Origin of the sequence: Kitasatospora sp. NPDC093558 (genome assembly GCF_040683475.1) — a bacterium.
Lineage (GTDB): Bacteria > Actinomycetota > Actinomycetes > Streptomycetales > Streptomycetaceae > Kitasatospora.
In genome coordinates, this window is sequence record NZ_JBFBDY010000085.1 from 1 (window position 1) to 20267 (window position 20267).

Annotated in this window: 15 protein-coding genes; 7 read left to right on the forward strand and 8 right to left on the reverse strand. The window is 72.2% G+C overall.

Annotation, left to right across the window (positions count from 1 at the left end):
- Positions 1–3045 (reverse strand): amino acid adenylation domain-containing protein (locus AB0O00_RS11885; RefSeq protein WP_363650702.1); only part of this gene is annotated, 3045 nt, incomplete at its 3' end.
- Positions 3046–3146: 101 nt separating this feature from the next.
- Positions 3147–3395 carry a hypothetical protein gene (locus tag AB0O00_RS11890; RefSeq protein WP_363650704.1) on the reverse strand — a complete coding sequence of 83 codons (249 nt, stop codon included), beginning with the start codon at positions 3393–3395 and terminating at the stop codon, positions 3147–3149.
- An 847-nt stretch (positions 3396–4242) separates the two neighbouring features.
- On the opposite strand from AB0O00_RS11890, the gene AB0O00_RS11895 reads away from it, so the two are divergent.
- Positions 4243–6768 (forward strand): glycosyl hydrolase, encoded by a 2526-nt coding sequence (locus AB0O00_RS11895; RefSeq protein ID WP_363650706.1) that lies wholly within the window; start codon positions 4243–4245, stop codon positions 6766–6768.
- A gap of 127 nt (positions 6769–6895) precedes the next feature.
- On the forward strand, positions 6896–7330 hold the full coding sequence (locus AB0O00_RS11900; protein WP_363650708.1) for a hypothetical protein: 435 nt from the start codon (positions 6896–6898) through the stop codon (positions 7328–7330).
- A 134-nt stretch (positions 7331–7464) separates the two neighbouring features.
- Here AB0O00_RS11900 and AB0O00_RS11905 read toward each other — a convergent pair whose 3' ends face one another.
- Positions 7465–7953 (reverse strand): hypothetical protein, encoded by a 489-nt coding sequence (locus tag AB0O00_RS11905; protein WP_363650710.1) that lies wholly within the window; start codon positions 7951–7953, stop codon positions 7465–7467.
- A 170-nt stretch (positions 7954–8123) separates the two neighbouring features.
- The gene (locus tag AB0O00_RS11910) at positions 8124–8705 is read right to left on the reverse strand and encodes a class F sortase (protein ID WP_363650712.1); all 582 of its coding nucleotides are present in this window, start codon (positions 8703–8705) and stop codon (positions 8124–8126) included.
- A 404-nt stretch (positions 8706–9109) separates the two neighbouring features.
- On the opposite strand from AB0O00_RS11910, the gene AB0O00_RS11915 reads away from it, so the two are divergent.
- From AB0O00_RS11915 to AB0O00_RS11930, 4 genes are read left to right on the forward strand one after another with little or no spacing between them, the layout of a single operon-like run.
- Positions 9110–10828 carry an ABC transporter substrate-binding protein gene (locus AB0O00_RS11915; RefSeq protein ID WP_363650713.1) on the forward strand — a complete coding sequence of 573 codons (1719 nt, stop codon included), beginning with the start codon at positions 9110–9112 and terminating at the stop codon, positions 10826–10828.
- A gap of 32 nt (positions 10829–10860) precedes the next feature.
- A complete protein-coding gene (locus AB0O00_RS11920; RefSeq protein ID WP_363650715.1) occupies positions 10861–11910 on the forward strand; it encodes an ABC transporter permease in 1050 nt (349 codons plus the stop codon).
- Complete coding sequence (locus AB0O00_RS11925) at positions 11907–12896, forward strand: ABC transporter permease (protein WP_363650717.1); 990 nt, start codon at positions 11907–11909, stop codon at positions 12894–12896. The genes AB0O00_RS11920 and AB0O00_RS11925 overlap by 4 nt, the downstream gene beginning before the upstream one ends.
- A complete protein-coding gene (locus AB0O00_RS11930; protein WP_363650719.1) occupies positions 12893–14596 on the forward strand; it encodes an ABC transporter ATP-binding protein in 1704 nt (567 codons plus the stop codon). Before AB0O00_RS11925 ends, AB0O00_RS11930 begins: the two co-directional genes overlap by 4 nt.
- Positions 14597–14749: 153 nt before the next feature.
- On the opposite strand, the gene AB0O00_RS11935 is transcribed toward AB0O00_RS11930, so the two are convergent.
- The 4 genes from AB0O00_RS11935 to AB0O00_RS11950 form a co-directional block, all read right to left on the reverse strand.
- On the reverse strand, positions 14750–15769 hold the full coding sequence (locus AB0O00_RS11935) for a LacI family DNA-binding transcriptional regulator (RefSeq protein WP_363650720.1): 1020 nt from the start codon (positions 15767–15769) through the stop codon (positions 14750–14752).
- A gap of 65 nt (positions 15770–15834) precedes the next feature.
- Complete coding sequence (locus tag AB0O00_RS11940; RefSeq protein ID WP_363650727.1) at positions 15835–16674, reverse strand: ATP-binding cassette domain-containing protein; 840 nt, start codon at positions 16672–16674, stop codon at positions 15835–15837.
- Entirely contained in the window at positions 16671–17666 is a 996-nt protein-coding gene (locus AB0O00_RS11945) for an ABC transporter permease (protein ID WP_363650721.1), read from the reverse strand. Before AB0O00_RS11945 ends, AB0O00_RS11940 begins: the two co-directional genes overlap by 4 nt.
- A gap of 127 nt (positions 17667–17793) precedes the next feature.
- Positions 17794–18819 (reverse strand): sugar ABC transporter substrate-binding protein, encoded by a 1026-nt coding sequence (locus tag AB0O00_RS11950; RefSeq protein WP_363650723.1) that lies wholly within the window; start codon positions 18817–18819, stop codon positions 17794–17796.
- Between the two features lie 270 nt (positions 18820–19089).
- On the opposite strand from AB0O00_RS11950, the gene AB0O00_RS11955 reads away from it, so the two are divergent.
- On the forward strand, positions 19090–20055 hold the full coding sequence (locus AB0O00_RS11955; protein ID WP_363650725.1) for a carbohydrate kinase: 966 nt from the start codon (positions 19090–19092) through the stop codon (positions 20053–20055).
- Positions 20056–20267 lie beyond the last annotated feature (212 nt).

Consider the following 20267-nt stretch of genomic DNA (forward strand, 5'->3'; position numbering starts at 1 on the left):
GGCCCGGCCCGCACCGTCCACTGCCGCCGCCAGTTCCGCCACCGTCGGCGCGTCGAACAGGTCGCCGAGCCGCAGCTCCACGCCGAGGGCCGAGCGGGCCCGGGCGACCAGCCGGGTGGCCAGCAGCGAGTGCCCGCCGAGGTCGAAGAAGCTGTCGTCCAGCCCGGGCCCGGAGACCCCGAGGACCTCGGCGAAGAGCCCGGCGAGCAGGTGCTCGGTCGCGGTGCGCGGGGCGCGGCCCGGCGCGGCGGGCTGCCGCTCGGGGGCCGGCAGGGCCCGCCGGTCGAGCTTGCCGTTCGGGGTCAGCGGCAGCGCGTCCAGCACCACGAACGCGGACGGCACCAGGTACTTCGGCAGCCGCTCCCGCAGCCGGGCCCGCAGCGCCTCCGGCTGGACGTCCCGCCCAGCCGCGGGGACGGCGTAGGCGACCAGCCGGGGTTCCTCGTCGGTCCGCACCACCACGGCGGCCCGCGCGAGCTCCGGCTGTTCGGCGAGGACGGCCTCGATCTCGCCGGGTTCGATCCGGAAGCCGCGCACCTTCGCCTGGTCGTCGGCGCGGCCGAGGTACTCCAGCTCGCCGTCCGCGCGCCAACGCACCAGGTCCCCGGTGCGGTACATCCGCGCGCCCGCCGGACCGAACGGGCAGGCCACGAACCGCCCGGCGGTCAGCCCCGGCCGGTTCAGATACCCGCGCGCCAGCCCGGCACCCGCGACGTACAACTCCCCCGCCACCCCTGGCGGCGCCAAGTTCAGGAGCCCGTCCAGCACATACACAACGGCGTTGGCGATCGGACGGCCGATCGGCGGCACACCCGGCTCCGGCGCGAGCGGGTCGCTCATCGTCGCGCACACCGTCGTCTCCGTCGGACCGTACGCGTTGATCATCCGGCGGCCCGGCGCCCAGCGAGCCACCAGCTCGGGCCCACACGCCTCGCCCGCCACCACCAGCGTCGACACACCCACCGCGTCCTCGGGCAGGACCGCCAGGACGGACGGGGGCACGGTCACGTGGGTCACGCCGAGGCCCGGGTCGGTCAGCACGGCGACCGGGTCCGCGGCAGGGGGCAGCACCAGGGCCGCACCGCGCAGCAGGGCGGTGAAGACCTCCGACACCGACGCGTCGAAGCTCGGCGAGGCGAACTGCAGTACCCGGCTGTCGGGTTCGATCGCGAACCGCTCGATCTGGGCGGCGACCAGACTGGCCACACCGCCGTGGCCGACGACGACGCCCTTGGGCCGGCCCGTCGAGCCCGAGGTGTAGATCACGTACGCCGGGTGCCGGACGTCGAGCGCGACCTCCGGATCGCTGTCCGGGAAGTCCCCTTCGGTCACCATGGCCGGGTCGTCGACCACCACCACCGGCCGCGCGTCCTCCAGCATGAACGCGATGCGCGACTCCGGATAGGCCGGATCCACCGGCAGGTACGCCGCACCCGCCTTCAGGACACCGAGGATGGCCACCACCGACTCCACCGACCGCGGCAACGCCACCGCCACGACCTGCTCCGGACCGACACCCCGAGCGATCAGCGCATGCGCGAACCGGTTGGCGCGGGCGTTCAACTGACCGTACGTCAGCTGGACTTCGCCGCTCACCACCGCGACCGCATCCGGCGCCGCAGCCACCTGCGCCGCGAACATCTCCGGCAGACTCCCGGCCGGTACCCCCAGCACCGGCCCCGTGGCGGTCGCCGACAACTCGCCGCGCTCTTCGGCCGTGAGCAGGTCGATCCGGCCCACCAACGCGTCCGGTTCGCAAGCCGCGATGGTGTCCAGCAGCGCCGTCAGCCGCTGCTGGTGGGCGGCGAGTTCTTCGTCTCCGTAAGCGTCCGGCGCGCCGTTGAGCACGAGCCGCAGGCCGCTGCCGTCCCGGCGGGCGAATGCCCAGACGGCCAGGTCGGAGGTCGATCCGGAGACGAAGTGGTGCACGGCGGCGGGGTGCCCGGCGAAGCTCGGCCCGGCGTCGAAGGCCATGACGTTGACGACCAGCGGGAAGGCCGTCCCGATGGTGCCGGGCGCGCCGAGGTCCCGCAGCAGGTCCTCGCTCCGATAACGCTGGTGTGCCAGGGCCGCGTCCACCTCACCCGCCACCTGCGTGACGAGTTCGCGCCACCTCATGCCGGGCCGCACGGCCAGGCGCAGGGGCACCACGTTGGATACGGCGCCGGGCACCGGCATCAGATCGGCTTCGGACCGCTGCCGGCCGGTGACGGGAAGGCAGAGCACCACGTCCTGGGAGCCGGTCAGCCGGTGTGCGTAGAGAGCCGTCGCCGCGATCAGCAGACGGGACCACCGGACGCCGGCCCGCCCGGCCGCAGCCCGGAACGCATCCGGATGCAGGAGCTCGGACTCCCCGGTGCGGCGCATGGACCGGGCCGGACCGCCCGGGACCCGGCCGGCGATCCGGGCGGGCTCCGGGCGATCGGCGAAGCGCTCCATCCAGTACGCCCGGTCCGTGGCGAACTGCACCGAGGCGCGGTAGGCGGCGTCCGCCGCCACCAGGTCGTCCAGCGAGCCGAACGCGCACGGCGGCACCTCCCCGCCCTCGGCCAGCGCCGTGTACGTCTGCGCGACCCGCTGCCGGACGAGGGCGTAGCCGTACCCGTCCATCACCAGGTGGTGGTAGCTCTGGTACCAGAGGTGGCGCGTCGGCGAGAGCCTGATCAGCGCGAGGCTGAACAGCGGATCGCGGCCGAGGTCGAGCGGGCGGATCCGGTCCTCCTCCATCCACGCCCGGGCCGCTGCGAGCGGTGCCGGCTCCGCACTGAGGTCGACGAAGGCCGGTGCCCCGTCCCGGTCCCGGGCCTCGCGGACGACCTGGCGCGGACCGTCCCCGTCCTCGACGAAGCCCACGTGCAGGGCGTCGACCTCGCCGACCACCCGCCGCACCGCCGCCTCGAACCGCTCCGCGTCGACCGGCCCGTGGATCTCCAGGTACTCGCCGATGCGGTAGCCCCCGATCACCGTCCGGGAACGCTGCTCGGCGAGCCAGATCTCGCGCTGGGCCGCCGTCAGGGGAAGGGAGTCGCCGTCGCGACGGGACATGGGAGTACCTCCGGAGGTGCGGGCAGGCTTGGTGGCAGGGCGTAGGACCGCGCCGACCGACGGCGGCGACGTCACACGGGCGGGTGGCGCAAGTGGTGCGGTCAGGCGGCGAGTTCGCCGGCCTGGAGCTGCCAGAGGGATGCGTAGAGTCCGTGCCGGGCGAGGAGTTCCTCGTGGGTGCCCCCCGCCACCCCACCGGTGACCGGGCTCGCCTGCGCCTCGGTGATCCCGGGGACGCGCCGCAGGGCGGCGGCGAGGACTTCGGCCGTCCGGGGCCGTCCGAGAACCAGCTCGACGTCCCAGTGCCGGCGTCCCGGAATGACCGAGCGCGGGCACACGTCCGAAATCACGGAGCGATTCCCGGCTGCGGCACCCAGCAAAGAGGGCATGTGTACGATCACCTGCTTGCGGAGGTCGCAGATTGGTCCGTCAGTGGGCGCGGCGGAATTCCTGCGCACGGCGGATTACTGCGACGGAATGGAAGTCCTTGGGGGGAATCGGTACGGCCGACAGGCCGACGGCCGACCGCCGCGATACTACGGGCGGCATAATGCTCCATCCTCTCTACGCATACGTATGACAGGGAACCCGGGCACTGCGAACACCGGAGCAGCGCACAGCCCGGCGGACGGAAGCAGTCCACGCGGAACCGTGAATTCACCCACCGGGCCGAATTTCCCGTCGATGGCACCCGCCACCCGCTCTCCGGAACACCGTAATCGAACCATGCCCACGGGAGCCAAACTTCCTGCGCCGATTTCACCCATGCGAGTGCTCATTCGTCTCGCGGTGAGACGCGGCCTACCGAACGTACACGGAGTTTGTTCTTTGTCTTTATTTTCAGATTCACTGATAAGTGCCGAGGTCACCACCCCAAGGCGCGGAACGGCAGCGCGCCGTCCGCCGACACACGGCCGACCACCCCCGGGCCCGCCACCACCCCGCGTGGTCGCACGCCCCGACCGAGCGGACCGAAGCCCGGTCGGCGAACGATTGAAGCTCAATTCTGTGAAATCTGTTCAGAACAACGGAATACCCTGCGCCGCAACTTGGTCTCCGCGGCCGGGGGATCAGTTTCGGGCATCGTTCGCACTCGATATCTAACGCATCGGCAAATACTCTTGCACAGCTCTTCCTTGAAATGATCAAAGAGGGCAGGTTGGGGCCGCACTTCTGCGTAATCCGTGAGGAGCCCCGATGAGTTCAGCCAGGCGCCGCGCAACCCGCGTAGCCCTGAGCGCGGTCCTGCCCGCTCTGCTGCTGTTCAACGCGATACCCGGCCATGCCGCACCGGCCGATTCCCCCGCCGGAGCCCCCGGCACCGTCGTCACCGACGGATCGGCCCTACCGCCGTTCGGGCCGGAGGCCTTCGGGGACGAGGACGGCGGCGAGGGAGGCGGCGAGAGCGCCGACATCCTGGCCGCCGACGCCGCGTACAGCGCCGTCCGCACCGCCCCCGGCACGACGGTCAGTTCGGAGGCCTTCGCCGCCGGCCGCCAGAGCGCCAACGGCCTTGCCACCGGCGGCGGCCGGTGGAGCGAGCTCTCCAGCCCGCCGTACAACACCTCGGACCACTCGTACCAGCTCGGCCCGCACATGGCCGGTCACGGCGTCGCCTCCGGCCGGATCACCTCGCTCGCCGTGGACGGGCCGTACCTGTACGCCGGTGCCGCGGGCGGTGGCGTCTGGCGCTCGACCGACCAGGGCGCCCACTGGAGCCCGGTGTTCGACCAGCAGGACACCCTCTCCATCGGCGCGGTCGCGGTGAACCCGGCCGACCACTCGCTGTGGGTCGGCACCGGCGAGGCGAACAGCAACGCCGACGGCATCGCGGGCGGTGGCATCTACCGCTCCACCGACCACGGGCAGACCTTCCAGCTCGTCGGCGACCGGGTCGCGAACAGCATGGTGTTCCGGATCTCCTTCGCCGAGAACAACCAGGTCTACGTCGCAACCAACCAGGGCCTGCTGAAGCACCCGTCGAAGCAGATCCGCAGCCCGTGGCAGACCGTCCTCAAGCCGGACCCCAACCCGGCCGGCTCGCCCTACCGCACGTCCTTCGTCACCGACGTGCGCGTGCGGCCCGGCAGCCACGGCCAGACGGTTGTCGCCGCGCTCGGCTGGCGCGGCGGTACCAAGGCCGACGACCTCCAGTACAACGGCTTCTACGTCTCCGGCGACGCGGGCGCGACCTGGACCAAGGCCACCCCCACCGGTGACCTCGCCGCCGGCCACTTCGGCCGCACCACCTTCGGCTGGACCCCCGACGGGAGCAAGCTCTACGCCGTCGTCGAGGACCCGACCAACGTCAGCCTGGGCGGCGTCTACTCCGCCGACTCCGGCGACGTCTCCGGCCCCTGGACCAGGCTCGCCGACGCCGCCAAGCTCAAGGCCTCCGGCGGCCGGGCCGGCACTCCGGGCGCGCAGGCCTGGTACGACCAGTACGTGACCGTCGACCCGGCCGACCCGAACCACGTCTACCTCGGCCTGGAGGACATCTACGAGACCTCCGACGGCGGGAAGAGCTGGGACACCATCGGGCCGTACTGGAACTACGACCTGCCCTGCTACGACGACGATCCGGCCAAGAACACCTGCCCGGACACCACCCACCCCGACCAGCACGCCGCCGTCGTCGCCCCCGACGGCACGGCGTACTTCGGCAACGACGGCGGCGTGTGGTCCCGCCCGGCCGCGCTGCGCAAGGTCGTGAAGTGGACCGACCGCAACGCCACCCTGCGCACCCTGCAGTACTTCTACGGCGGCCTCGGCGCCTCCCCCGACGGCAAGGGCGACATCGCCTGGGGCGGCCTGCAGGACAACGGCTACTCGGTGCTCACCCCGGGCGGCGACCACATGGCCGAGCCCAAGGGCGGTGACGGCTTCGACGTCGTCGTCGACCCGAAGAACGGCAACCGGGTGGTCGCCGAGTACACCAACCTCGCGATGGCCAAGTCCGATGACGGCGGCCACAGTTGGTACTACGTGACGCCCAACTGCAAGCAGAACAAGACCAGCCCGTGCGAGACCGACGGCCGCTTCAACGCGCCGTTCTCCGCCGACCCCGGCAACGCCGATCACTGGGTCGCGGGCGGCCGGTACGTCTGGGACAACCAGGGCAAGGGCTGGGACACCACCTGCTGGCAGAAGGTCTGCGACTGGAAGGCGGTCCGCGACCTGGGCGCGGGCAACGCCTCCACCGCCGTCGCCGTCTCCGGCACCACCACGTACGTCGGCTGGTGCGGCACCGGCAACGGCTGCAACCCCGGCGCCGCCACGCCGTTCACCTCCGGCATCGACACGAACTACGGTGGCGCCTGGCACCGGATCAGCGCGCCCGAGCTGCCGAACCGTTTCGTCACCGGCCTGACCGTCGACCCGGCCGACGCCGGGCACGTCTTCGCGGTCTACGGCTCGTACAGCCGCCACTGGATCGACGGCGCCGGTGTCGGCCACGTCTTCGAGTCCCGCGACGGCGGCGCGCACTGGACGGACATCAGCGGCAACCTGCCGGACGCCCCGTTCAGCGTGGTGAAGATCTGGAAGGGCCGGGTCGTCGTCGGCGGCGACGTCGGCGTCTTCCGCGCCACCGGCACCGGCACCTGGAACCGCCTCGGCGCCGGCCTGCCGAACGCCTCCGTCTCCGACCTGACCGTCTCCCCCGACGGCAGCTACCTGATGGCCGCCACCCACGGCCGCGGCCTGTGGAAGATCGCCGGCTGACGGTCACCCTCGCGTGCGGCCCCACCCGCTCCTTCGGCCGGTGGGGCCGCCGCACCGCACGGAACCGAACCGGCACGGAGGTCGTCCCATGGCCACACCGTCCGCCAGACCCGGGAGATCCCACGCCATGTACCGACCCAGAGCCGTGGGAATCGCCGTCCTCGTCCTCACCGCGCTCGGCACCGCCTCGGCCTGCGACGCGGACAAGAGCGGCAACACCCCGCCCTCCAGCCCGCCCCCGGCCACCACCGCCGCCACCACCACCGACGTCACGCCAACGCCTTCGGCCGCGGCCTCGACCGTCACGGGGACGGCATCGACCACCACGACGGCCGCTTCGCCGACCGTCCCGGCGTCCCCGGGCACGCCCGCCCCCGGACCGTCCCGCACGGCCCCGGCCGCCACTCCCCCGGCCGCCGCTCCCCCGCCCGCAACCCACGCGCCCACGACCCCGGCCGCAACCGTCACCCCGTCGCCCGCGCCAACGCCGTCCCTCGACGTCGAGAACCCGATCGACCTGGAACACGGCTCCCCCGGTGCGCCCACCCGCCCCACCCACTGACACGGTGGGCACCCCAGGTGACGGCGTGGAGCCGGTCCGCGTCGCAGCCCACCGAGGCGGTCGCGTGGCAGCCGGTCCCACAGCCGTGTGCCGCACCACCGACGAGTGGTGCGGCACACGAGGAGCCGGCGGGGTCAGGTCCGGCGGCGGCGCAGGAGCACCACTCCGGAGGCGCCGGCGGCCAGCGCGAGTGCGCCACCGGCGGCGACCTCGGCGCCGTTCATCCCCGAACCGCCGCCCAGGCCGGTGTGGGCGGCGCCCTGCGGGGCCATGCCGGTCACGGTGAAGGTGCCGGACACGACCTTGCCGCCGGTCGGGCACTTGCCGGTCGCCGTGTACGTACCGGGCTTGGCGTCGGCCGGGATCTTGAGGAAGCCGACCAGCGACATCGTGCCCTTGGTGAGGGTGAACGTCCAGCTCGTGCCCTCCACCGTGCCCGCGAAGGTCAAGTCGTTCGGGCAGGTCGTCTCGGCGGTGTTCAGCACCTCCGTGTCGCCGGGGGCGATGGTGGGCTTGACGGCTTCGATGACATCGACATTGCTCGCGGCGAGCGCTCCGACGGTGGGCAGGAGCACAGCGGCTGCGGTGAGGCCGCCGCTGACGAGCATGCGGTACATGCGCATGGGATCCTCCAAAGGATCCTCCGAACGGACGTCGCGCGTCGAACAGACGTCGCGCGTCCGACGGGAACCACTCCCGTGCTCTCATCCCAGCCCGCGCCGCCGGGCTCCCGCATCTCCGGCCGGGGAGCGCGCAATGTCCGCGCACGATGACCTGTTCGGGTGGTGGACGGTCAGTCGGCGGCCGCCAGGTGGGCGTACACGACGACGTTTCCGTCGTAGCCGTGGGCCTTGCTGAACCCGCCACCGCACGTGATGAGCCGCAACTGCGCGTCGGCCGTCTGCCCGTAGACCTTGTCGTCCGGAAAGCCGGACTTGGCGTAGACCTCGACCGCGTCGACGGCGAAGTGGGCCGCCCGCTGGTCCGACCGGGTGAGATCGATCAGGTCGCCCCGGTGCAGCGCACCGAGTTTCCAGAACACCGCCGGCCCCTGCCCGGTGTCGACGTGGCCCAGCACGAGCGCCGTGCCCGGCTGCCCGGGCGCGACGCCGTCGCGGTACCAGCCGGCCAGGTTCCGGTCGGTGTCGGACGGCGATGCCAGGTGCCCCTGGCCGTCCAGCCCGACCCCCACGACCGGCGCGTCCACCCCGATCCGCTGGATCCTGATCCGGGTCGGCTCGGCCGGCCCCAGGCTCCGGGTCGCCACGCCAGGCGTGCCCGTCGACACCATGCGCTCCACCGCCCCCGGGGTCGGCGGCCGCCGCTGCTCCATCCCGTCGGCCACCAGCCAGCCCGCTGCCGCCAGTCCTGCCACGACGACGGCAAGGACGCCGGCCGCTCGCCGATCGGCGAACCATCGTCTCCGCACCCTCGAAAGCCAACCGTGAGCGCCCGGCGCCTGCACCCCGACACACCCGGCCGTGGTGGCCGAACGACGGCCGGAGCTTTGACATTCCGCTTGAAGTCATACAGTCTTCTCGGCATGTCTGACCGTCACCCGATCGAGTGCGCCGCCATCGAGCTGGCGCTGATCGGTGTGGCCACGCACTGCGTTTCCGACAATCTCTGTCACTGAATCCGCCTGTCCCGACGCGTTGCGCTGATCGCCGCCTCGGGGCGTCGCCCTTCCTGCGGGCGCAGTGCCGCGCACCCTCCCCAAGGCCTGACTGTCGCCCGCCTTCCTCCGTGCACCATCGGTAGCGAAAGGCCCCCTTTCCGATGTCTCGAACCACGTTCACCCCTCGCCGTCTCGCCGCGGCGGCCGTCACCGTCGCGCTGGTCGCCGCAGTGGCGGCGTGCGGACCGAAGGCCGACGGCGGTGGGAGCACCGGCAAGGACGCCGCGCCGCGGCAGGGCGGCACCCTCACCGTCCTCAACCAGAACCCGCAGGACCAGTTCGACCCGGCACGGCTCTACACCTCCGGCGGCGGGAACGTGCCCTCCCTCGTCTTCCGCACCCTCACCACCCGCAACCGGGCCGACGGCGCGGCCGGTACCAAGGTGGTCCCGGATCTCGCCACCGACACCGGCACCCCCTCGGACGGCGCGAAGGTGTGGACGTACCACCTCAAGGACAACCTCACGTTCGAGGACGGCTCGCCGATCACCACCGCCGACATCAAGTACGGCATCGAGAGGTCATTCGCTCCCGAACTCTCGGGCGGGGCACCGTACCTGAGGGACTGGCTGGTCGGCGCCGCGGACTACCAGGGCCCGTACAAGGACGGCCGCGGCCTCGACGCCATCGAGACGCCGGACGAGAAGACCATCGTCTTCCACCTCGACAAGCCCGAGGGCGACTTCCCGTACCTGGCCACCCAGACCCAGTTCGCCCCCGTCCCGAAGGCCAAGGACACCGGATCGAAGTACCAGGACCACCCGGTCTCCTCCGGCCCCTACCAGGTCGAGAAGAACGAGAACGACGGCACTCACATCATCCTCAAGCGCAACCCCAACTGGTCCGCGGCGACGGACGACCAGCGCAAGGCGTACCCGGACACCATCGACGTGCAGTCCGGCCTCGACCCGGCGGTGATCAACCAGCGCCTCACCGCCGGCACCGGCGCCGACGCGGCCGCCGTCACCACCGACACCAACCTCGGCCCGTCCGAACTCGCCCAGGCGAAGAACGACCCGGCCCTCGCCGCCCGCGTCGGCACCGGCCACTTCGGCTACGTCGACTACCTGGCGTTCAACCCCAAGGTGAAGCCCTTCGACGACCCCAAGGTCCGGCAGGCGATCGCCTACGCGGTCAACCGCACCTCGGTCGTCAACGCCGCCGGCGGCTCCTCGCTCGCCGAGGTGGCCACCACCTACCTGCCCGCCCAGGAGACCTTCGGGTACACGCCCTACGACCCGTTCCCGGCCGGCGCCACCGGCAACCCGGACAAGGCCAAGGAGCTGCTGAAGGAGGCCGGCTACCCGGACGGCCTGACCATCACGCTCACCCACTCCGCCGAGACCGGCAAGGGCTACGGCCCGAACCTGGCCACCGCCGTCCAGGACGGCCTGAAGGCGGCCGGGATCACCGTCCGGCTGGAGGTGCTGGACGGCAGCAAGTACTCCAAGACGATCCACACCGTCGGCACCGAGCCCGGCCTCTTCCTCTCCGGCTGGGGCGCCGACTGGCCCTCCGGCGGCCCGTTCCTCGCGCCGGTCTTCGACGGCCGGCAGATCGTCACCGACGGCTACAACTTCAACTCCGCGCAGCTGAACGACCAGTCGGTGAACGACGAGATCGACCGGATCAACACGATCACCGACCACGCCGAGGCCGCCAAGCGCTGGGGCGCCCTGGACAAGCGCATCGGCGAGCAGGCCCTCACCGTCCCGCTGTTCCACCCCGTCTACAAGCGGCTCGCCGGCAAGGACGTCCACAACATCGTCATCAGCGACTGGACCGGTGTGCTCGACATCTCCCAGGTCGCGGTCAAGTAGCGGCCGGGATCGGACGGATCGGTCGAACAACCATGGCTCCACAGGAACCCAGAACCGGGCAGGCCCGCGCGGCCTCCCCGGCCGCCGGGGGGCGACAGGCGTGGCGGCGGCTGCTCGCGCGGCGCGCCGCCCTCGCCGCCGGCCTCGTCATCGTCCTGCTCGCCCTGATCGCGGTGGCGGCACCGCTGCTCAGCGCGATCGCGGGGCAGGACCCCACCAGATTCCACGACGACCTGCTCGACTCGGCGGCCGGCGGCGTGCCCACCGGCTCCTTCGGCGGCGTCAGCGCCGGGCACTGGCTCGGCGTCGAACCGGGCACCGGACGCGACGTGTTCGCCCGGCTGGTGCACGGCGCCCGGATCTCGCTGCTCGTCGCCGTCGGCGCCACCCTCGTCCAGGTCGCCATCGGCGTCCTGCTCGGCCTCGCCGCGGGCCTGGGCAGCCGGCTGCTCGACCAGGTGATCGGCAACACCACCGAGGCGATGCTCGCGCTGCCCTCGCTGGTCTTCGCCATCGCACTGATGGCGATCGTGCCCTCCGGCTTCCCCCGCCCGCTGCTGCTGACGCTGGTCATCGGACTGCTGGGCTGGAGCGGCACCTCCCGGCTGGTCCGGGCCCAGACGCTCAGCCTCAAGCAGCTCGACTACGTGGCCGCGGCCCGGCTCGCCGGCGCCACCCGGTGGCGGATCGCCCGCCGGGAGCTGCTGCCGTCCCTGGCCGCGCCGGTCATCACGTACGCGGCGGTGCTGCTGCCGATGAACGTGATCTCCGAGGCCGGGCTCTCCTTCCTCGGCGTGGGCGTCAAGCCGCCGACCGCGTCGTGGGGCCAGATGCTCTCCGGCGCGACCACCTGGTTCCGGGCGGACCCGATGTACGTGCTGCTCCCGTCCGCGCTGCTGTTCACCACCGTGCTCGCCTTCACCGTGCTCGGCGACTCCCTCCGCACCGAGCTCGACCCACGGGCGGCCTCCCGGCTGCGGGTCGGAACGGCACGCGGCACCGGCCCTTCGACTACCGGCCGGTCGGACGCCGCCCGGTCGGACACCGCCGAGTCGGGCACCGCCGAGGAGGCCGCCGCATGACCCGCTTCCTGCTCCGCAAGGCCGTCGGCATGGCCGGCGTCCTGCTCGCCCTCTCCCTGATCGTCTACGCGGTGTTCTACATCGCCCCCGGCGACCCCGCCCAGCTCGCCTGCGGCGAGAAGTGCAGCCCGGCCCAGGTCCTCCAGGTGCGCGAACGGCTCGGCCTCGACGCACCGGTGTACCTCCAGTACGCCCACTTCCTCCAAGGCGTCGTCGCCGGCCGCGACTTCAGCGCCGGGACGGGCCTGATGCACTGCCCCGCGCCGTGCCTGGGCATCTCCTACCGCAGCGGCGAGCAGGTCACCGACATGATCACCGCCCGGCTCCCGGTGACGGCCTCGCTGGCGCTCGGCGCGATGGTGATCTGGCTGGTCCTCGGCGTCGGCGCCGGGCTGCTCTCCGCGCTGCGCCGGGGCCGGCTCAGCGCGCGCCTGCTGACCGCGCTGACCCTGACCGGCATCTCCGTCCCGGTGTTCGTCATCGGCCTGGTGCTGCTCATCGTCCTCTGCGCCCAGCTCCAGTGGCTGCCGTTCCCGGCCTACGTGCCGCTCACCGAGGACCCGCAGCAGTGGTTCTGGGGCCTGCTGCTGCCCTGGTTCTCGCTCGCGCTCATCGAGTCCGCCAAGTACGCCCGGCTGACCCGCTCCGCCATGCTGGAGACCCTCGCCGAGGACCACATCCGGACCTTCCGGGCGTACGGCGTCAGCGAACGGCGCCTGGTGACCAGGCACGCGATGCGCGGCGCGCTCACCCCGGTGATCGCGCTCACCGCGCTGGACCTCGGGTCGGTGTTCGGGTCCGCCGTGCTGACCGAGTCGTTGTTCGGACTCCCGGGGCTCGGCAAGCTGCTGGTCACCTCGGTCGGCCTGATCGACCTGCCGACCGTCGTCGGGCTCACCCTCGTCACCGGGTTCTTCGTGGTCCTCGCCAATGTCATCGCGGACGTGCTCTACGCGGTGTCCGACCGAAGGGTGGTCATGACATGAGCGCCGAACTTCCTGGCTCCGCCCTGGTCGACGTCCGGGACCTGGTCGTCGAGTTCCCGGTCGGCGACGGCCACGTACGCGCCGTCGACGGGGTGACCTTCAGCCTGGAGGCCGGGCAGGCGCTCGGCATCGTCGGCGAGTCCGGCTCGGGCAAGAGCACCGTCGCCTACGGACTGCTCGGCCTGCACCACGGGACGGGCGCCCGGATCGGCGGCTCGGTCCGGGTCGCCGGCGTCGACGCCGTCACCGCCGAGGGCGACGAACTCCGGCGCCTGCGCGGCGGGTTGGCGGCCATGGTGTTCCAGGACCCGCTCTCCGCCCTCGACCCGTACTACGCGGTGGGCGACCAGATCGCCGAGGTCGTGCGGGTGCATCGGGCCGTCTCCCGCCGGGCGGCCAGGGCCCGGGCCGTCGAGGTGCTCGACCGCGTCGGCATCGCCGACGCGGCCCGGCGCTCGCGGTCACGTCCGCACGAGTTCAGCGGCGGCATGCGCCAGCGGGTGCTGATCGCGATGGCCCTGGCCTGCGAGCCGCAGCTGCTGGTCGCCGACGAGCCGACGACCGCGCTCGACGTCACCGTCCAGGCCCAGATCCTCGACCTGCTGCACGAGTTGCGCGCCGAGACCGGGGCCGGGCTGGTCCTGGTCAGCCACGACCTGGGCGTGGTCGCCGGGAGCGTCGACCGGGTGCTGGTGATGAAGGACGGCCGGGCGGTGGAACACGGCCCGGTCACCCAGGTGCTGCACGCTCCGCGCGAGCCGTACACCCGCGCGCTGCTGTCGGCGGTGCCGCGAGTCGACGCTCCGGAGGTTCCGGGCGCTCCGGCCGGGCCTGCCGGGTCTGCGGGGCCTGCGGGGCCTGTCACGGGCGAGGTCCTGCTCGAAGCCGCCGACCTGCGCCGGGAGTTCGCCACGCGCGGCGTCGTCCGGCGCACCGCCCCCGTCACCGCCGTGGACGGCGTCTCGCTCACCGTACGGTCCGGCGAGACGCTGGGCATCGTCGGTGAGTCCGGCTCGGGCAAGAGCACGCTCGGGCGGATGCTCGTCCGGCTGCTGGAGCCGACCGGTGGCCGGCTCCACTACCGCGGCCGGGACATCGGTGCACTCGGGGAGAAGGACCTGCGCCCGCTCCGACGGGAGCTGCAGATGGTCTTCCAGGACCCGGCGTCCTCGCTCAACCCGCGCCGCACCATCGGGGAGTCCGTCGCCGACCCGCTCCGCGTCGCCGGCGAGCGCGACGAGCGCCGCATCCGTGCCCGGGTCGGTGAGCTCCTCGAACACGTGGGGCTCGACGCCGACTGGTACCACCGCTATCCGCACGAGTTCTCCGGCGGGCAGCGGCAACGGGTCGGCATCGCCCGCGCGCTCGCACCCCGGCCGCGACTGATCGTCTGCGACGAACCGGTCTCCGCGCTGGACGTCACCACGCAGGCTCAGGTGGTCGAGTTGCTGGGCAGGCTGCAGCGCGACCTCGGTCTGGCGCTGGTCTTCATCGCCCACGACCTCGCCGTGGTCCGGCAGGTGAGCGACCGGGTCGCGGTGATGCGGGCCGGGCGGATCGTGGAGCAGGGCGACGCCGCCACGGTGTACGGCTCCCCCCAGCACGCCTACACCAAGGGCCTGCTGGCCGCCGTGCCGGTGCTGGACCCGGCCGAGGCGACCGCCCGGCGCCATGCCCGGCTGGCGTCCGCCGGGGCCTGACCCGGCTCCCGGCAGCCGGCTCGGCCTGCATCCCGCGGGGTGCAGGCCGAGTCCTGCGCAGGCCCCTCGCCGAGGCCGAGGCCCGGCCCGGCGAGACGGCCGTGTCGGAACGATGTCGGGTGGGCCGTTCTGCCCGGAGACCGGTCCGAACCTCTAGGGCGTGGGCGGGAGTTCGCCGGAGCCGCGGACGATGAGGCGGGTGGGGACGGTGACGGTCCGGGCCCGGCTGCGGTCTCCGTCGAGGCGGGCGAGGGCGAGTTCGGCCGCGGCGGCACCGATGGCGGCCGGGTCCTGGGCGACGGCCGTGATGGCGGGTTCCAGCACCTCCGCGAACGGCAGGTCGTCGAAGGAGACGAGGGCGATGTCGCGTCGGCCCGCGCGGGCCAGCCCGAGTACGGTGCCCATGGCGGACAGGTTGTTGGCGGCGAGGATCGCGGTCGGCGGCTCCGCCTGCCGCAGCAGTCGGATGGTGGCCTCGGTGGCCTCGGCCTGGGTGTGGCCGTCGACCACCAGCGCGCGGTCGTAGGGCAGGCCGGCGGCCTCGAGTGCCTCTCGATAGCCGGCCAGGCGCTCGCGGCGGGTGAAGAGGCCCACCGGCCGGTCGCCGACGAAGGCGATCCGCCGGTGCCCGCCGGCGATCAGGTGGGCGGTGCCGTCGCGGCCTCCGTCCCGGTTGGAGCTGACTACGCAGTCGGCGGTCAGGCCGGCGCCGGGCCGGTCGAGGAAGATCACCGGCATCCCGCCGCTGCGGGCCGCCCGCAGGTGGGCGTGGTCGGCCCGGGCCGTGGGTGCCACCATCAGGGCGCTGACCCGGCGGGCCAGGAAGGTGCTGGTCAGTGCCCGTTCCCGGTCGGGGTCGTCGGCGCTGGAGCCCATCAGCAGGGTCAGTCCGCGTTCGCGGATCGCGTCCTCGATTCCTCCGGCGACGGTGCCGAAGAACGGGTTGCCCATGTCGGGGATGATCAGTCCGACGGTGGTGTCGGGGCCACCGGTGCGGATGTTGCGGGCCATCAGGTTCGGGTGGAAGCCCAGCCTCTCGACCGCCGCCAGGACCTTCTCGCGGGTCTGCGCCGAGGTCGGGCCGTCGCCGTTGAGCACTCGGGAGACGGTTTTCGCGCTGACGCCGACCTCCTGAGCCACATCGTGCAGCGTCGTACGACGGGGCGCGGCCATGTACCCACCTTCACCAGGCAGCGGCCCGGGTCTCGCGCGCGAGGCCACTGCGGAGGACTCTTTTCTCAGTTGGTGCCGATCCCGGCGGCCTTGGCGGCCCCGGCATCCGCGACAACGGTACCGCCGCCGTCCTCGTCGACGGTGAGCGCGCCGGTCATGATGGCGACCACCTCCGACATCGAGTAGTCGCCGGGCTTGATCAGGGCTGCGCGCCGGCCCATCCGGTGCACGTGGATCCGGTCGGCGATCTCGAAGACGTGGGGCATGTTGTGGCTGATGAGCACCACCGGGAGACCCTTGTCGCGGACCCGGCGGATCAGGTCGAGCACCTGTCCGGACTCCTTGACGCCGAGCGCGGCCGTGGGCTCGTCCATCACCACCACGCTGTGGGCCCAGGCGACGGCGCGGGCCACGGCCACGGCCTGGCGCTGGCCGCCGGAGAGCGTCTCGACCGGCTGGGTGAGCGAGCGCAGCCCGATCTTCAGGTCGGCCATGTGCTCGGCCGCCTCCTCGCGCATCCTCTTCTTGTCGAGCATCCTCAGCACACTGCCGAGCGGGCCGGGCCGGCGCAGTTCACGGCCGAGGAACATGTTGGAGGCGATGTCCATCGAGGCGGCGACCGCGAGGTCCTGGTAGACGGTCTCGATGCCGTGCGCCCGGGCGTCCTGCGGGCCGTTGAAGCGGATGACCTCGCCGTTCAGGCGGATCTCCCCCTCGTCGGGGGTGACGGCCCCGGTCAGGGCCTTGACGAGGCTGGACTTGCCGGCGCCGTTGTCGCCGATCACGGCGAGGACCTCTCCCGGCAGGAGGTCGAAGTCGGCGCCGTCGATGGCGGTGACGTGGCCGTAGCGCTTGATCAGGCCGCGGGCCTGCAGGACGGGGGTGGGAGTCTCGGTGCTCATCAGCGGGTCCTCTTCCGGGAGATCTGGTCGACGGTGACGGCGAGGATGACCAGGACGCCGGTGATCAGCGTCTGATAGATGGACGCGACGCCCATCAGCTGGAGGCCGTTGCGGAACACTCCGACGATGAGGGCACCGATCAGCGAGCCGAGCACGCTGCCGCGACCACCGAACAGGCTGGTGCCGCCGAGCACCACGGCGGTGATGCTGTCGAGGTTGTCCGTCTGCCCGGCCTGCGGGTCGCCGACGCCGGTGCGGGAGATCAGGAGCAGCGCGGCGACACCGTAGACCAGTCCGGCCAGCGCGTACAGGCCGATGGTGAGCCGGCCGATGCGGATGCCGTTGAGCCGGGCGGCTTCGGAGCTGTTGCCGAGGGCGTAGACGTGCCGGCCCCAGGACGTGCTGCTCAGCAGGTAGGCGAAGAGGGCGAACAGGGTCAGGGCGACGAGCGAGCCGTAGGTTACGTCGGTGCGGCCGAGCGGGAACGTGCTGCCGAGGAACGTCAGCCGGCTCGGCAGGTCGGAGACGGTCTGCTCCTTCGAGTAGATGTGGGTGAGGGCGAAGGCCACGTTCAGCATGCCGAGCGTGACGATGAACGGCGGCAGCGGGATCAGCTTCACCAGCAGACCGTTGACCAGTCCGAAGCCCGCGCAGACCGTGAGCCCGAGCGCGATCGCGGCCAGCGGCGGCACCGTGCCCTCCGCGGCCAGCTTCGCGATCATGATCGATCCGAAGGCCATCACCGCCCCGCAGGACAGGTCGATGCCGGCGGTCAGGATGATCAGCGTCTGGCCGATGGCCAGTGTGCCGACCACCATCACCTGCTGGATGACCAGCGAGAAGTTCCCGCCGGAGAGGAACTGATCCGTCGTCAGGGAGAAGAAGGCGCAGGCCAGAACGAGAGCGGCGAGCGGGCCCGCGGTCGGTGCGGTCATGATCCGGCGAGCGAGCGTCGGCCCGGTGAGGTCCGCGTACGGGGCGGTGGATGTCGTCATGAGGAGGGTCCTTGCCGGTGGAGCCGGTCGACGTGCCGAGCGGACGGCGTCGCACCGGCAGAGCGGAAGCGGCCCGGGCGGGGTCGGGTCGGGGAGTCCTGCCCGGGCCGCTGCTTCGGAGCGGGGATCAGCCCCAGCAGTTGGCCAGGCCGAAGCCGGTGTCCTTGGAGTCCACGCCCGTCTGCGGCTTTTCGGTGATCAGGGTGACGCCGGTGTCGGTGTAACCCGAGGCCTTGGTACCGGTCTTGGCGAAGTCGGCGACCGCCTTGACGCCCTTCTCGGCCATCAGCAGCGGGTACTGCTGCGAGGTCGCCGCGATCTTCCCGTCCTTGACCGCCTGGGTGCCGGTGCAGCCGCCGTCGATCGAGACGATCATCACGTCCTTCTCCCGGCCCTTGGCCTTGAGTGCGGTGTACGCGCCCAACGCGGTGGGTTCGTTGATGGTGTACACGAGGTTGAGGTCGGGGGCCTTCTGGAGGCAGTTCTCCATCGCGGTCTGGGCCTTGGCCTGGTCGCCGCCGGCGTCCTGGGAACAGGCCAGCGCCGGGTCGCCCGCGGGGATGCCGAAGCCCTGCAGGAAGCCGTCGTGGCGCAGCTGGCCGACGGCGACGCCGGGGGCGAGGTCCAGGGTGGCGATCTTCGGGCTCTTGCCCGCCATGGCGGCCTTGGCGTACTGGCCGATCAGCACGCCGGCCTGCTTGTTGTCGGTGGCGAACAGGGCGTCGGTGCCGTCCTGCGGGTCGGTCGGGCTGTCCAGGGCGATCACCAGCACACCCTTGTCCCGGGCCTTCTTGATCGCGGGCAGGATCGCCTTGGAGTCGCTGGGCGTGATCAGGATGCCCTTCACACCCGAGGCCACCATGTTCTCGATCGCGGCGATCTGACCGGCGTTGTCGCCGTCGAACTTGCCGGCCGCCGTGCTCAGCGTGACGCCGTCCTCCTGGGCGGCCTTCTGTGCACCCTCCTTCATCTTGACGAAGAACGGGTTGGTGTCGGTCTTGGTGATCAGGCCGACCTTGACCGCACCTCCGGAGGAACCGGTATCGGCGGAGCCCTTCGAGCCCGAGCCACAGGCGGTCAGCGTGAGCGCCATGGCGCCGACCAGGACGGCGGCGGAGGCTCTGAACAGGGTGGGGTGGGGAGTGCGAGACATCGTGGCTCCTAGGAGGTGCGGCCTCGGGGGCAGGGCCTGGGGTGGGCGGCAACCGCACTGTCATCGTTGACTTATGTCAGCGTTGACATCCGCTTGACGAGGATGATGAAGTCTGCGTGACCGAGGCCACAAGCCCCGCAGCCGTAACGACTGGGTAACGCGACCGCAATGACCCGTACCGATCCGCGGGAACGATCCTCGAACTCCGCGGGCCCGATCCGAGGCCAAGTCCCGGCCTCCAGACCGAACTTGATCCCGAAAGGCGGACCGATGGCCCAGCGCCCGATCGCCGTCCTCGGCGAGTGCGTCGCCGACGCCTTCGCCGACACCCTCCAGCAGCGCCCCGGTGAGCTCGCCCTGCGCGTGCTGCCGGGCGGCGGACCGGCCAACACCGCTGTGGCGCTCGCCCGGCTCGGTACCACCACTCGCTTCCTCGGCCGGATCTCCGCCGACGCCTTCGGCGAGCTCTTCCGCACCCACCTGACCTCCGCCGGCGTCGACCTCGCCGGCGTCGTCGCCGCACCCGAGCCCAGCACGATGGCCATCGCGACCTTCGACGAGCAGGGCCAGGCCCGCTACTCCTTCCACGCCCAGGCCACTGCCGACTGGCAGTGGACCGACGCCGAACTCGCCGCCGCCCACAGCGAGGACGCCGCCTGTCTCCACACCGGCTCCCTCGCGCTGGTCCGCGCGCCCGGAGGCGAGCGGATCGAGCGCCTGCTCGCGCGAGCGCGGACCGGCACCACCATCTCCATCGACCCCAACGTCCGCCCGCTGCTCGTCGATCCACGCACCTACCGGGCCCGCCTGGCCCGCTGGTGCACGCTGACCGACATCCTGCGCCTCAGCTCGGACGACCTGGAACTGCTCATGCCCGGTGTGACACCCGAGCGCGCCTGCGACGCCTGGCACCTGGCCGGGGTACGACTGGTGGTGATCACCCTGGGCGCCCGCGGCGCGGTGGCCTCCCTGGACGGCGTCCGGGTGCGGGTACCCGCACCGCCGGTCGACGTCGTGGACACCATCGGCGCCGGCGACTCGTTCACCGCCGGGCTGCTCCACCGCCTGTCCCTCGCCGGCCGACTGGGCGGAAGGCTCGACGGCCTGACCATCGACGAGGTCTCCGACGCCTGCCACTACGCCGCCCGCGTCGCCGCCCTCACCTGCTCGGCCGCCGGCCCCAACCCACCGTGGGCACACCAACTGGACGCGGGGCCCGCAGTCGCCGCCCACTAGCGTCGAGGGCGCCGGCGCACCAACGCCGAGCGGCCTGGGCCTTGTGGCACCGACACGGGATCGGCCAGGGTGCGGGAGCTGCCGCGCAGTAGCCGTAGTCGGCCCAGCCCGCCAGGTCGAAGCGTCGGGCCGGCTCACGGCATCAATCGTCCGGCGTCCAGCGGACATCGCAGGGCCGGGTTGTTTTGTTGCCATTCCGGCAACAAAACAAC

Coding starts and splice junctions, on each gene's coding strand:
- AB0O00_RS11895 (WP_363650706.1), top strand. CDS start 4,243: ATGAGTTCAGCCAGGCGCCGCGCAACCCGCGTAGCCCTGAGCGCGGTC.
- AB0O00_RS11900 (WP_363650708.1), top strand. CDS start 6,896: ATGTACCGACCCAGAGCCGTGGGAATCGCCGTCCTCGTCCTCACCGCG.
- AB0O00_RS11905 (WP_363650710.1), bottom strand. CDS start 7,953: ATGCGCATGTACCGCATGCTCGTCAGCGGCGGCCTCACCGCAGCCGCT.
- AB0O00_RS11915 (WP_363650713.1), top strand. CDS start 9,110: ATGTCTCGAACCACGTTCACCCCTCGCCGTCTCGCCGCGGCGGCCGTC.
- AB0O00_RS11920 (WP_363650715.1), top strand. CDS start 10,861: ATGGCTCCACAGGAACCCAGAACCGGGCAGGCCCGCGCGGCCTCCCCG.
- AB0O00_RS11925 (WP_363650717.1), top strand. CDS start 11,907: ATGACCCGCTTCCTGCTCCGCAAGGCCGTCGGCATGGCCGGCGTCCTG.
- AB0O00_RS11930 (WP_363650719.1), top strand. CDS start 12,893: ATGAGCGCCGAACTTCCTGGCTCCGCCCTGGTCGACGTCCGGGACCTG.
- AB0O00_RS11935 (WP_363650720.1), bottom strand. CDS start 15,769: ATGGCCGCGCCCCGTCGTACGACGCTGCACGATGTGGCTCAGGAGGTC.
- AB0O00_RS11945 (WP_363650721.1), bottom strand. CDS start 17,666: ATGACGACATCCACCGCCCCGTACGCGGACCTCACCGGGCCGACGCTC.
- AB0O00_RS11950 (WP_363650723.1), bottom strand. CDS start 18,819: ATGTCTCGCACTCCCCACCCCACCCTGTTCAGAGCCTCCGCCGCCGTC.
- AB0O00_RS11955 (WP_363650725.1), top strand. CDS start 19,090: ATGGCCCAGCGCCCGATCGCCGTCCTCGGCGAGTGCGTCGCCGACGCC.